The organism is Limosilactobacillus reuteri, assembly GCF_002254085.1.
In the GTDB taxonomy this organism is placed as follows: domain Bacteria; phylum Bacillota; class Bacilli; order Lactobacillales; family Lactobacillaceae; genus Limosilactobacillus; species Limosilactobacillus reuteri_K.
Genome location: NZ_NGPY01000092.1, coordinates 15,592 through 29,561, shown reverse-complemented (window position 1 = coordinate 29,561; position 13,970 = coordinate 15,592). Strand labels below are relative to the sequence as shown.

General features: G+C 39.2%; 12 protein-coding genes and 1 other RNA gene. 9 read left to right on the top strand and 4 right to left on the bottom strand.

The genetic code is table 11. The annotated features are described in order from the left end of the window. Positions 1-11: 11 nt before the first annotated feature. On the bottom strand, positions 12-983 hold the full coding sequence (mvaD, locus tag CBG10_RS10710; RefSeq protein ID WP_094512565.1) for a diphosphomevalonate decarboxylase: 972 nt from the start codon (positions 981-983) through the stop codon (positions 12-14). Next, a complete protein-coding gene (mvk, locus tag CBG10_RS10705; RefSeq protein WP_094512564.1) occupies positions 983-1,933 on the bottom strand; it encodes a mevalonate kinase in 951 nt (316 codons plus the stop codon). Before mvk ends, mvaD begins: the two co-directional genes overlap by 1 nt. Before the next feature lie 215 nt (positions 1,934-2,148). Here mvk and CBG10_RS10700 point away from each other — a divergent pair, with 215 nt between their 5' ends. The 4 genes from CBG10_RS10700 to CBG10_RS10685 all read left to right on the top strand — a co-directional run bounded on the left by CBG10_RS10700 (position 2,149) and on the right by CBG10_RS10685 (position 7,351). After that, entirely contained in the window at positions 2,149-5,013 is a 2,865-nt protein-coding gene (locus CBG10_RS10700) for a helicase C-terminal domain-containing protein (protein ID WP_094512562.1), read from the top strand. Positions 5,014-5,104: 91 nt separating this feature from the next. Then, a complete protein-coding gene (locus tag CBG10_RS10695; RefSeq protein WP_003666187.1) occupies positions 5,105-5,623 on the top strand; it encodes a cell wall elongation regulator TseB-like domain-containing protein in 519 nt (172 codons plus the stop codon). Positions 5,624-5,706: 83 nt separating this feature from the next. Further along, positions 5,707-6,411, top strand: coding sequence for a DnaD domain-containing protein (locus tag CBG10_RS10690; protein ID WP_094500801.1), 705 nt, complete (start codon positions 5,707-5,709; stop codon positions 6,409-6,411). 22 nt (positions 6,412-6,433) lie between these two features. Next, on the top strand, positions 6,434-7,351 hold the full coding sequence (locus CBG10_RS10685; protein WP_094509545.1) for a DMT family transporter: 918 nt from the start codon (positions 6,434-6,436) through the stop codon (positions 7,349-7,351). Between the two features lie 77 nt (positions 7,352-7,428). Here the strand turns inward: CBG10_RS10685 and CBG10_RS10680 are convergent, their stop codons facing one another. Together CBG10_RS10680 and recU are read right to left on the bottom strand one after the other, a co-directional pair. Next, positions 7,429-9,699, bottom strand: coding sequence for a PBP1A family penicillin-binding protein (locus CBG10_RS10680; protein ID WP_019252541.1), 2,271 nt, complete (start codon positions 9,697-9,699; stop codon positions 7,429-7,431). A gap of 11 nt (positions 9,700-9,710) precedes the next feature. Further along, positions 9,711-10,325 carry a Holliday junction resolvase RecU gene (gene recU, locus CBG10_RS10675; protein ID WP_179225398.1) on the bottom strand — a complete coding sequence of 205 codons (615 nt, stop codon included), beginning with the start codon at positions 10,323-10,325 and terminating at the stop codon, positions 9,711-9,713. A 118-nt stretch (positions 10,326-10,443) separates the two neighbouring features. Between recU and CBG10_RS10670 the strand changes: the two genes are divergently transcribed. The 5 genes from CBG10_RS10670 (at position 10,444) to CBG10_RS10650 (ending at position 13,949) form a co-directional block, all read left to right on the top strand. Continuing rightward, on the top strand, positions 10,444-11,016 hold the full coding sequence (locus CBG10_RS10670) for a DUF1273 domain-containing protein (RefSeq protein ID WP_094512560.1): 573 nt from the start codon (positions 10,444-10,446) through the stop codon (positions 11,014-11,016). 71 nt (positions 11,017-11,087) lie between these two features. Continuing rightward, positions 11,088-11,450 carry a cell division regulator GpsB gene (gene gpsB, locus CBG10_RS10665; protein WP_003666193.1) on the top strand — a complete coding sequence of 121 codons (363 nt, stop codon included), beginning with the start codon at positions 11,088-11,090 and terminating at the stop codon, positions 11,448-11,450. 32 nt (positions 11,451-11,482) lie between these two features. Further along, positions 11,483-11,858, top strand: an RNA gene (gene rnpB, locus CBG10_RS10660) — RNase P RNA component class B. 309 nt (positions 11,859-12,167) lie between these two features. Continuing rightward, positions 12,168-12,644 carry a class Ib ribonucleoside-diphosphate reductase assembly flavoprotein NrdI gene (locus CBG10_RS10655; protein ID WP_094512559.1) on the top strand — a complete coding sequence of 159 codons (477 nt, stop codon included), beginning with the start codon at positions 12,168-12,170 and terminating at the stop codon, positions 12,642-12,644. Between the two features lie 150 nt (positions 12,645-12,794). Next, positions 12,795-13,949, top strand: coding sequence for a THUMP domain-containing class I SAM-dependent RNA methyltransferase (locus CBG10_RS10650; RefSeq protein WP_094512557.1), 1,155 nt, complete (start codon positions 12,795-12,797; stop codon positions 13,947-13,949). Positions 13,950-13,970: the final 21 nt, after the last annotated feature.

Here is a 13,970-nt window from a genome sequence, read left to right as displayed (position 1 = left end):
ATCATTAAATTTTATTCATTCCAAATCTTTATTCCAGGTCCCGGTTGTGAAACCACCAACCGTTCTGGGCCAACGATATTGCTTAATTCTTCAACAATTTTGCTCCGGTTTTCTCGGTCATAAATAACTTTGACGTTTGGACCAGCATCCATCGTATAATAGCAGTTTACTCCCTGGTTGCGCAAGTCTTCCACGGCTTTAATGATGGTTAGCGTTTCACCATTAAAGTAGGTAAAACCGGGGTCAGCTGAAAAGGTAAGTGCGTGCATCCGAAGGGCATTTTCTTCAGCAATATGGCCGATTTGGTCAATATCCTTTGCTTTGATAGCTTTCTTTATAGCAACCATATCATTAGCTACCACTTGGCGCCAAGCATCATAGTAGGGTGAAGTTTCAACACTGGACTGCATTCCAGATCGACTCGAAACTTTTTTCTTTTTTGTATCAACTAAGACTACTAACATCTCGATTGGAAAATCAACATTTTCTAAAACTGGTTGTGCAAAGGACGAGTCATCGTCAGTTCCTTTTTGCCATTCAACCAGTCCACCATAAATAGACCTAGTTGCCGAACCGGATCCACGACGGGCAAGTCTTGATAGGTCACGACTTGAGAGATTTAAACCGGCCGCGGTACTGGCTGCTCCTGCTAAAGCGGCAAAAGCGGAAGCTGAAGAAGCAAGGCCAGCAGCAGTTGGAACATGATTAATTGAGTCTACCCGTGCGAAAGATTTTATCCCACTTAGTTGACGAACAATATCTAAAACATGAACTACTTTTTGGGCCTCTTTCTTACTAAGGATATGTTGATCGATGGCAACTAAGTCTGAAGTAAGATAGTTATCAAAATTTACGGTAGTTGTGGTATAAAATTCATTAAGTGTAAGGGAGAGACTGTCAGTTTGTGGAATGATTAAATCTTGATCCTTCTTTCCCCAATATTTAACAAGCGCAATGTTAGTATGTGCTTTTGCAGTTGCCATTAGTTATTACCTCGCTTATCAAGTGGTTGGAGCCAAATATCATGCGCGCCATTCTCTTTTAGAATGCTTGCAAGGCGGCGAGCCCCCATAGCTGTTTGCATTAAAGCGATCATGCAGCCACCACGACCGCCCCCAGTTAATTTAGCACCGAGAGCACCATTGTCACGTGCAACATGAATAAGGTGATCTAATGCCGGGTCTGACACGTTAAGAGCAGCTAAATCAGTTTGCGCAAAGTTAAGCGCGTCGCCTAGTTTGGCAATGTCGTTTTGCGCAAGGTAGTCTTTTGTTTGTTTTACTAATTCACCGAGGTGCTTAATATGTTCCTCAGCTTTTTCGCTGTTATTTTTCAGTTCACCTTTAACTGCCAAAATGGCTTCCTTAGTAGCACCTTTTTTTCCAGTATCAGCAATTACTAAAGAAGCATCAAGGTTCATTTCAATTGGTACCCCAATCCGCCCCTTAACATAAAAAAGCGGTTTATCTGAACTGACAGTAGCAGCGTCTAAACCGGATGGACTACGATGTGTAATTTGTTCCTCAACATCTGCAAGCTGAAGCAATAATGTTCGATCGAGTGGTTCATCATAATAGTCAAAAAATGCCCGAATAATTGCAATCGCACTGGCAGCAGATGACCCCATTCCTCGTTCAGCAGGTAATTGACTTTCGATTTTTAAGTCCCAACCAGTTTCGTGGTCATTAAATCTTGCAGATAAAGTGTCAATTAATTTTTTAATTCCGATCATGGAGGAAGGTAAATTTTCTAAACTACCATGATAATAACGGCTTTTAATAATTCGCTGGTTATCTTGGCGACTGCTGAGCGTAACTGATAATTGAACGCTTGGCAATGGTAAGGCTATTGCCGGCTGACCGTATACTACGCTATGTTCTCCCATTAAAATGATTTTCGCATGGCTAGTACCAATCCCTTGTTGTTTCACCATCGTAACCTACTTTCTACATAAAAATTCAAACTTAATCATAGCATAAAACAATGATTCTAGCTAAAAACGATTGTGGATGTTACCAAATCTAAACATTTTAGCACAAAGAAAGGCCGATTCGTGTAAAAATGAGAAATTTATAGTAGAATGGTGTATCATTTAGTTTAGAATATTTAGTAACTTATATAATAACTTCGGAGAAATATGGTGATAGTGTGACACAGCGTAGTAGTCAGCGCACAAAGAAGCGTGACAAGAAAGCGCCAATCTACTCAGTTGTTGATTTAGAAACAACCGGAACGAATGTTAATCATGGAGATCGGATCATTCAAATCGGTTGTGTTCTCGTTCAAGATGGCAAAATCATAAATCACTTTGAAACAAAAATAAATCCACGAGAGAAAATTCCGCACTCGATTGTTCAATTAACAGGAATTGAGGATAAAGATGTACGAAAAGCACCTCTATTTGAGGATATTGCTGGAACCATTTATAGTTTATTGGCTGAAACGACCTTTGTGGCTCACAATGTTAATTTTGACTTTCCTTTCCTAAATGCAGAATTAGAGCGCGCGGGATACCCTTCATTATCAATTCCGGCAATCGATACTGTAACTCTTAGTCAGATTCTTCTTCCTACTGCAAAGAGTTTCCGTTTACGAGACTTAACTAGTTCGTTGCACATTGAGCATGATCACCCTCATAGTGCAGTATCAGACGCTGAGGCAACCGCAGAATTACTTACTAACTTGCTAAAAAGGATTGAACAATTACCAACACTTACGCTTGAAAAGATTACTCAGTTGAAGCTCAACTTACCTCAACAAACAGCCGGGGTTTTTGATGCTGAGTTGCTGCGTCGACGTAAATCGCCACAGCCTTTAAGCGAAGAGTTGTATGTCTCTCACGGAATTGTTCTTCATAAGTCACGGCCGATCACCGCTAATGGTCAGCGGGAGCAGCATAAATATCCTTCCACTAAAAAGGCAAAAGAAAAATTATACGGGGAAACGTTGAAACTACGGCCTGTTCAAGCCAAAATGATGAACAGCATTTACAATAATTATACTCATGATGAACCCAAGAATATGATTGTCGAGGCTGGAACTGGGGTAGGGAAGACATTGGGCTACCTCTTTCCACTAAGTTATGTTGCATATCCTGATAAAAAGATTGTTATCAGCACAGCAACCAATATCCTCCAACAACAAATTATTGATACATCAATCGCGCAACTAAACAAGGTGTTGCCTTTTAAAATGAATAGTGTGATTATCAAGGGAAACGCTCATTATATTGATATTGCCCGTTTTGTTCATTCCTTAAGCGTGATTGAAGATTCGAAGCTCGTTCAGTTATTAAAAGCTAAAATTTTAGTATGGCTGCTTTCAACGCAAAGTGGGGACCTTGATGAACTTAATTTAAATTCTCAGCAGTCGCCATACTTTACTGAAATTCGTCATCAGGGTATTCGGAGCTTGAATCCAGCAAATGTCTTTTACCATGATGATTTTCTCGTTCGGCGGGAAAAGCGGCTTCATCAAGCAGATATTATTATTACGAATCATGCGTACTTAGTTGCTCATGCCCAGGAATTAGGGGATGGGACTCGCCGCCCATACTTAGTAATCGATGAAGCTCAGCACTTAAGCGAAAGTATCTTAAAGCGGTCACGGCGAACATTTAATTTTCAAAAATTGCGCACAGCAGTTCATATAATGTCTGGGTTAGTTAATAATGGCAATGACCGAAACTTAACCGATATTTTCGCTGAACAGGCACTAGGCAGTTATAATGTTGAATTGCTTCGTGGTGACCTCAATGCAGTAGAAGAAGCGGTTGACCTTTTCCAGCAAGCCCTTTACCGTCAATATATGGCAAGCGCTACTGGTAATCCTGATAATGAATTAATTGAACAACCACTGCAAAATGACCAGGTGATGTCTCTCTTAGATATTAGTGGACCCGTGATGATGAAGCTGGAACAAGCATTGAGTAGTGTGCAACTCCATTTTTCTGCTCTTAGCCATCTGTTTAGCAGTCAGCCAGACCGATGGTTATTAAGTGATCGTTACCTCATGAGCCAATTTCAGAGTCAGCTTGCAAAATTAATTGAGGCCGATCAGACACTAAATGAATTTAACGAAACACTTCAACAACAAGGAGAAGCTGCTGCTTTTTGGATTACTATTCGCCAATCAAGTGAACAAAGTGCCTTACAGCTTAGTGGGGGGCTATTGGAAGCGACGCATTACCTCATAAAGAATGTTTATCCATATTTTGCTCAACCATTATTTGTGGGGGCGACATTGTTTACATCGCCACGATCGCCGTATCTTTACTACCAGTTAGATTTAGAGCGCAACAATACTTTAACACGGCGCTTTGTATCCCCATACAATTACAAACAGCATGCTAAATTATTGATTGCAGAAGACGCACCAGTACCGAGCGCGCAAAATAACAGTGACTACATTAAATACCTCAGTGACACGATCTACCAATTAACGAAGAATGCTGATTATCAGACAATGATTTTATTCAACTCACTGGTGATGATTGAGCAGGTATACAGTCAGCTTCGCGAAACGGATCTGTTTGATCAGCGGGATATTTTAGCCCAAGGGATTACGGGTAATCGTGATAAAATCTTAAAACAGTTTAGTGGTGGAAAAAACTCGATTCTTCTTGGTGCTTCTAGTTTTTGGGAAGGGATTGATTTACCAGACTCTGCCCTTGAACTCTTAATCATTACGCGTTTACCGTTCGACTCACCTGATGAAATAATGAATCGGTCTCATAATAAATTACTCCAGCAACAGGGTAAAAATCCGTTTTATCATTCAGAATTGCCCAAAGCAACGATGCGGTTACGGCAGGGGATTGGACGATTATTACGGACGGAAGATGATCATGGGGTGGCAGTAGTCCTTGATCCACGACTGCAGACAAGGCGGTATGGAAAGACGATTTTGAGTAGTCTACCTACTGATTTACCGGTTAGTGGCAAAAAAACTGCTGAATTGATTTCGATTACTCAGAAGTTTTTACAAAATGGTAAAGAGGACAAAGTTAATTAAACTTTATCAACTTTTAATTACTGATTTCTGGTATAATCAAAACGATTGCCATATAAGAATTTAAAAACTAAAGAGATAAGAGGGAAAAGATATGCAAAGTCGGCGTGAAGTTCAGCGTGAACAGAGTCGAGGTTCCTCAATGCGGACAATTCGTAACCTTTTGATTGCGATTTTACTAATCTTATTAATAGTGTGGAGTGTTTTTGCAGTTAGCAATCAGCCACGAAATTCAGCACGGCGGCAGACAATTTCACTTGCCGAAAAATATGCTCATCTCCAGTCTCCTGACCAATTTTATATTTATAATCGGGAGAATACTTACTATACGATTAGTGGCAAGAATCAGCAAAAACAACCGATCCTGGTTATGGTTCCCCAACATGGTGGCAAGATTAGGGTTCTAAAACAGTCGAGTGGGATTACTGCTGCGAGAGCACGAGCAATGACAAAAGCAAATCGCAATCCGCGAGAAATTTTAAAAGTTGCTCCTGGGGTATTTAATGATAAGACTGTCTGGGAAGTAACATATCGTAATCAAAAGGGAAATCTCTGCTACGATCTGATTAATTTTAAGACTGGACAATATGTTCAAAATATTAATAATCTTTAATAAAAGCTGAAACTAATAGAGGCTGGGATTACTCAGTCTCTTTACTTTTGCAAAAATATTTTGCTAAGAGAGGAGCTGATTAAATGACAGATGCAAGCCTTTTACAGCATTACTTGCAAGCAGGTGAAACAAATATAAGTAATTTATTGCTCCATCATTATAAAGAATTAGGGATGACAACCTCTCAATTTGTCTTATATCTTCAGTTCAAATCTTACCAGGATCGAGGAATAATGAATCCGGATGTTCGGACAATTGCAAAGAACTTAGGAACAAAAGAGCGACAGGTGTTTGAACAACTTCACCAGATGATGACAAACCATCTTGTTGAGCAGAAGATGCGAAAAATGGAAGATGGCAAAGAAGATGCGATATATGATTTTTCGCTCCTCATCAACAAATTAGCATTGCTCAATGAGAATGACCAAGAGGAAACAATTAAGGTTGAAAATACTAATAGTCGGGTTGAGACATTTAATCAGCTAGAAGCCGAATTTGGCCGACCTCTCTCATCAATGGAATTACAAATCGTTAATGACTGGTTAGATAAAGATAATTATTCAGCAATAATGATTAAACTTGCTTTACGGCAGGCAGTAATGAATAGTGCGCTAAATCTCCAGTACATGGACCGGATTCTACAAAGCTGGGATCGTCAAGGCTTACGAACCGAAAGAGATATCAATGAGCATGAAAAGAGGTTTGAACAGCGAAAAGAGGCTGGACAAAAACCAGAAAAGAAGACATTGAAAAAGCCTAAAATACCGATTTATAAATTAGGCGAATAAAATTAAATAAAGGGTGGTTGACATGGAAAAATCTTCTTCTCAAGTAATGAAGGGAATTATATGGGCAGCGGTTGCCTCTGCTATGTGGGGAATATCCGGAACCGTTTTGCAACTCATCTCACAAAATTTAGCAATTCCTGCTACGTGGATGCTTTCGATGCGGACTTTTTCAGCAGGAGTAATTTTATTAGTAATTAGTGTATTTTTATATGGGAAAAAGATTTTTAACGTATTTAAGACACGAGCAACAACTATTTCAGTTATTAGTTATGCTATTTTAGGGTTGATGGCAAACCTACTTACGTTCTATTATGCTATTCAAACAGGAAATGCCTCAGCAGCAACAATTCTTCAATATCTTTCCCCGCTTTTTATTGTATTAGGTGGAATTGTTTTTATGCATCGTCGTCCGTTCAGGAGTGATATTATTGCATTTGTTGTTGCTTTGATTGGGGTGGCATTATGTATTACACGTGGTAACTTTACACAATTAGCTTTACCATTTGTATCCCTTCTCTGGGGCTTGGGCTCTGGGATTACAGCTGCATTCTATGTTGTCCTTCCACAACGTGCTGCTGATGAGAATCCGCCAATTGTTGTCCTCGGCTGGGGGACGATGATTGCCGGAGTTCTATTTAACCTCTACCGGCCATTCTGGGTTAATCCGCCACATATTACTACCACATTAGTAGCATCTGTTGCGACAGTGGTGTTGTTCGGAACGATTTTACCATTTGGAATTTTGCTTCATGCAACTAGATATGCCCCATCTGATGTAGTTAGTATCATGGATGCCGTTCAACCAATTACAACTTCGATTTTAAGTGTGATCTTCTTTAAATTGAACTTGAATTGGGCAGAAATTTTAGGGATTATTTTAGTAATTATTGCCGTCTATATTCTACAAAATGGTCGGCAAAAACATACAATTCATTCTTAAAAAGTTGATAATAAAAAGGATTGCGGAGAAAAATTCCACAATCCTTTTTATTATCTTCAATTTTTTAAAAGATTTTATCATGGGTTAGCTGTGCTAGGTTGCGTAGCAGGGGCAGGGCTAGAACTTGAGCTTTGTGCGGGTGCAGATGCAGATGAGCTTGAGCTAGCCGGAGCACTACTTGACGAAGATTCAGTTGAAGTATTATTTCGTTCTTCTGTGCGATTTTCGCTGCTACTACTTGAAGCAGGGCTGGAAGAAGATGAAGACGATGATGATTCGCTTGAGCTAGAAGTAGAACTGCTATCACGATCAGCTGATGTATCTTCAGTATAATCGAATGCCCATTTTGAATCGCGAATTACAAGCTGACGTTTACCTTTAACTCGAACAGCCTCAACAGTATCTGGCATCGTCCAATCAGATGCGTGATTTTGGCTGTCAAGGTATTGCATTAAGTCCTTGTAAAGTAATTGTGCTGACTTTACATATTGTTCTGAAATACTGCCACCAGGTTCAAGTGGGTGGTCGTAACCAGTCCAAACTGCAATTGAGTAATTCTTAGTATACCCGGCCATCCAGGAATCCATTACGCCAGACTGACCAGAATTTCCAGGATAGTTTGTCGTCCCCGTCTTACCGGCTTGGTTAACACCGTCAAGTCGAGCGTCAGTTGCGCTTCCTTGTGAATCTGTGAAGACTCCCTTAAGCATATCAGTGATCATGTAGGCAGTAGCTTTATTCATTGCGCGTTTACCTTTAGGATTGAATTGCTTTACTGAACCATCTTGAGTAGTAATCGAGCTAATGTAGTAAGGTTTGTAGTAAGTACCACCATTAGCAAAGGCCGCATATGCAGCAGAAACCTGGAGTGGGGAGATATACAAAGCAATTCCGTTTTGTAAAGTATATGGTTGCTTTTGTGAAATTCCTAATCCATCAAGGAAAGAAGTAGCACGTTTAATTCCAACTGCTTGTAATGCGCGAATAGCAGGAACATTCCGTGATTGAACTAAGGCTTCACGCATTGTCATATTACCCTTGTACTTTTTGTCAAAGTCATGAAGAACAGTGTTGGTACCAGGAAAGACAAACCGCGTATCAGCAATTGATTTGAAAGTTGGCCATTGCAAGTATTCGATAGCCGGACCGTAATCCATTAATGGCTTTGCGGTTGACCCAGAACTACGATTACTTTGCACAGCTCGGTTAAGTCCATACACAACATTTCCTGTGTGACGGCCACCGAGCATGGCAATGATTTGTCCGTTGTGGGGATCGGTAACAGCTACCCCGGCTTGCATTTTATCGTTTTGGAACTGAACATTTTTATTTGCAGCATCATAAAGGTGTTGTTGAGCATCAAGGTCAAGATTGGTGTGCACCTTTAGCCCGTCACTGTATGGGTTATATCCTTGTGCTTGTAAATCAGCAAGAACCTGCTTTACATAAGGGTCAACAACTTTAGAATCTACAGCAGTTCCGCTTCCTGAAATATTACCATGATCAGGGTCTAAACCAGCAGTAACACTTTCACTTGCTGCTTGGTTAGCTTGGGATTGGGTAATGTAATTGCTGCGAACCATCGCATTCAATACTTCATTTCGCCGTTGTGTTGCATATTTCGTGTTGCTTACAAGTGGATTATAGTAAGTAGGCGATTGTGGCATTCCGGCGAGAAGGGCTAATTGGGAAAGGTCAAGATCGTTTAAATCTTTACCGTAGTAGTATTGAGCTGCTGTTTGCATTCCATAAATTCCATTGCCCATGTAAACCTTGTTAATGTAGAAATCAAGAATCTGACTCTTGCTAAAATGCTGCTCAACATTAATAGCAAGCCAAGCTTCTTGTGCTTTTCGTTTTAATGTTCGATCAGAGGCCGCTGTTGAGAAGACGGATAATTTAACTAACTGTTGAGTCAGTGTACTTCCCCCCTGCATTCCGGCTGAACGACCAAAAACATTAGAAGTGGCTGCTCCCAGAATTCGAATGGTATCAACACCATGGTGCTTGTAGAAGCGTCGATCTTCAATTGAAACAACAGCATTTTTTAGCTGCTTTGGAATTTGATTATCCTTGGCATATTCTCGTTTCTGTGCGCCTAAACGAGAAATTACTCGATTTTGATCATCGTAAATAGTCGTAATACTCTGACTTGTTAAGTCGCTTCTACTAATCTTAGGAGCGCTTGAGGCATAGTAGAAAAATAAAGCTGCAGATGCCACCATTAATAGAACGACGATTCCTGCTACCCATAGCAAGATTTTCTTTATTAAGCCGCCAACATTGCGCTGTTGATTGTCATTGTTATTATGACGCTCACTACGCGTTGACTGATTATCATTTGACATAGTAAACTCCTTTACGCTTTTGCAGCAATTATTTTATCAACAGCGTTTAAATATGGTAAACGCGGATTGAGTTGATAATGAATTTGATAGCCTTCTTTAGCGATATCAGTTCGTAAGATTGATTTACGGCCGCCACTTTGCTGTTGATCCCAATATTTAAATAGGCTGGAAGCGGGAAGCAGGTATAGCAGGTCAAGATCCGTAAATTTAATGAAAGCAAAACAAATTCCCCCCTGTGCTACACATTCACGCATATGCTGAATTTGGTGGGGATGAAAGTTCTTTAATGGAAAAGAATTTTTATTACGTGTTTCTTTAGCATCAAAATCAATGTAGTATCCACGGTACACCCCATTGTAATCAGTAGTTGATGGACGCCGAAAATATGCTTCTTTAATAACAGCCGCACTCCGCTTGGGGTAATCAACTTTTACAAGCTGAATAGGGGTAGGCTTTTTATGAATAACAGCAATGTGGCGAGCCAAATAGTACTGATTACTATGATTGATCTCATCCTCTAACGACATCCCACGTTTAGCATAAATAGATTGATGTGGTGTCGGTAATTCATTATGTGTATTATAGTGTTGTACAGGTTGCTGACCATTGGGATAGTGAATGGTCACGGCGATCACTCTCCTAACTAGAGATTTATTATACCAGACTAGTTGCATAATGATTGATACAAGATGATTACAAGTTTAAGTTAAGAGGCTTTATACCTGCTTATTTAGGGAGGATTTTATGAAGAGAGTGTGGATTACTGGCTATCGAAGTTACGAACTAAATATATTTAAGGATAATGATCCCAAAGTTCAAGTAATAAAAGAGGTTCTAAAAAAATATTTAAGAGCTCAATTGGAATTGAATGATGATGAATTCTGGGTAATAACTGGCCCACAAATGGGAACGGAAAGATGGGGACTCGAAGCTGCCTTAGAACTCCAAGCTGATTTTCCGCAATTAAAAACGGCTTTAATGTTTCCCTTTGCAGAATTTGGTAAGCAATGGAATGGAAATAACCAGTTAAAGCTGACGAGTATTACTCAGCAAGTTGATTTTTTTGCTAATGTTTCAGATAAACCTTATCAATCCCCGCAACAATTGAGAAATTATCAGCAGTTTATGCTTACACATACTGATGAAGCTTTTCTTCTTTACGACCCAGAGTATCAAGGAAAAACCAAGTATGATTATGAAACAATTCAAAAATATAAAGAAGAACGTGAATATTCAATGACTTTTGTTGATTTTGATGAACTTCAAGAAGAGGCAGAAGAATGGGCTGAGCGTCAAAGGAAAAAAGATAAATTTTAACCTTGCATTTTTTCTTTGATTTGGTATTATAGTTATTGGACTACGCAAACTAAACAATTGAGGTGTTTAAGTTGGATAACATAAAATTTACTCCACAAGATATTTTGCACAAGCAATTTAAGGAGAGAAATATTGGCAAAGGCTATGACGAAGCGGATGTTGATGCTTTCTTAGATGATGTTATTAAAGACTACGACACCTATAATAAAGAACTTGAACGTTTAAACGATGAAAATGAACGTTTGAGAGCGAAGGTTGACGAATTAAACCGTCAAGTAGAAGTTGGGTCATCTATGAGTAATCAAACTGCTTCTCGTCAACCTGTATCGAGCGCTACAAATATGGATATTTTAAAGCGTTTATCTAATTTGGAACGTCGTGTATTTGGTTCACAATTAGATGGTAACGATAATAATGACTCACATTTGCTTTAGTGCGTGTCGAATAGTTTATTAATAATTTTGCAAGTTTTGGGTAATTGAGCACAGCTTATGTTGTGTTAGGAAGGTCCATGCTCGCACAGGCTGCGATGCCTGTAGTGTTTGTGCTCGCTGAAAAAATAAGGCGGGGCACCATTTTATGGTGACGGCGGAAAAACGGACTAAGGTTTTAACTATGTCTTAGTATTCCTGAAAAGTGCCACAGTGACGATACAATATTGGAAACGATATTGGTGGAACGCGGTAAACCCCTCAAGCGGTAAACCCAAACTACGGTAGGGGAGCTTTGGATAACAAATTGAAGTGATTCCAGGGGAGAGTATTTTGGTACTCTGAGATAGATGATTACCTCGATATAATTATGCCTGATAATTATATTACGACAAAACATGGCCTACAGATACTTGCATACAGGCACCCGAGTTCGCTCGGGTTTTTTATTTTAAAAATCAGAGTATACTGTTATTGTTTTCTTTTACATAATGCGTTAACAATTACTTTTTGAAGCAAAAAAGTTAAACGGTGATAAATTGGATTTCGGGTGCTTGGGGTAAATGTAGCTTCAAAGTTCTTAAAATAGCAATAAGATATAAATAATTGTTTCATTTTATTCCAAGTGCGCCCCTAATGTTAAAGGGGTTAAAAATGAGTTATTTGCAAATTAGCTTATCTTTCGATTAATAAAATATCAGATAATGAAGTTAGGGAATTATGGATAATAAGAGAATAAAAGTTGTATATATGTCGTTTTCTGGGAATGTACGGTCATTCACCCATCGACTTCAAGAATACGCAACGCAACAGCATCATTTAAATAATGAGAATCCGTTAATTGAGTTATTGGAGATTTCAGAGGAGACACTCCCAACCAAAAGCGATAGTAAATTTTTTGTTTTACTACCAACATATATGATCGGTGGAAGTAGATTCACGCCGACGTTAACAGAAATCTTAACAACACCAATGCACGATTATTTGGAAAGCTATGATAATGTTAAACGTTGTGCGGGAATAATTGGCAGCGGAAATCTGACCTTAGGGAAGATGTATGTAATAACTGCCAAGACATACGCCAAAAAATACGATTTGCCTTTATTAGCAGCATTTGAATCTCGTGGCACCACTCAGGATATTGAACGCATTTACAAAATATTAACTGATAAAGCAAATAAGAATTCATTAATGTAGTTAGGTTAAAATAGACTACCATTTGTAAACAAAAGAGATTGCAACATTTTTAGTTTTGCAGTCTCTTTTGTTTCTTCTTGCGGCTTCTTTTCATTTTGAAGCAACATAAGGTAAAATATTAATAGGAATATGTCTAAAGGAGAGTTTAATGTGCAAACATATCAGTTAATTGCTACTGCTGCTGCAGGGATTGAAGCATTAGTAGGAAAAGAACTAAGAGATCTTGGCTATGAAGTTAAAGTAGAGAATGGTCGGGTGCGTTTTCAAGGAACAATGAAGGATGTTATTCGAACTAATCTCTGGTTACGGACAGCAGACCGAGTAAAAATTGTTGTGGGTGAATTCGATGCTCGATCTTTTGAAGAATTGTTTGATCGTACTGAAAATATTGCATGGGAAGATTTGTTGCCAATTGACGCGAATTTCCCAGTTGAAGGAAAAAGTCATAACTCACAGTTACATAATGTGCCAAGTGTTCAAGCAATCACTAAAAAAGCGATTGTTCAACGTCTCAGTAATGCATATCATCGTCGGACTCGCTTAGCTGAAACTGGTGCTACTTACCCATTAGAAGTAGCAATTAATAAAGACCATGTTCTTCTTACATTAGATACTAGTGGAGAGGGGCTTTTTAAACGTGGATATCGGAAAAATAAAGGTGGAGCACCGTTGAAGGAAAATATGGCAGCCGCCTTGGTAATGCTTGCTCACTGGTTCCCTGATAATCCATTTGTCGATCCTGTATGTGGTTCGGGAACGATTCCAATCGAAGCAGCATTATATGGTCATAATATTGCGCCTGGAATCAACCGTTCATTTATTAGTGAACAATGGGTTAACTTAGTTCCAGATGGTTTATCTGATGAAGTTCGGGATGAAGCCGATTCCTTAGCAAATTATGATATCGAATTAGGTATCCACGGATATGATATTGACCAGAATATGATTGATATTGCTCAAGAAAATTCTCGTGCGGCAGGATTAACTCATGATATTACGTTTAAACAATTGGCCGTAAAAGACTGGCAAACAAGCGAAGTTAATGGAGTTATCGTTGCTAATCCGCCATATGGTGAACGGCTAAGTGATAAGGAATCAGTTCATGAACTTTACCGGCAGATGGGTGAGTTATATCGTCCATTAACCACATGGAGTAAATATATTTTGACGGCTGATATGGAATTTGAAAAGTATTATGGCGCCCCCGCCACCAAGCGTCGTAAACTTTATAACGGTGCCTTACGAACAGATCTCTACCAATATTGGGGCAAAAAAGATCGTTCCAAGATCAAAGCCCTTAAATAGCAAGGGGTTCAACGAAAATTC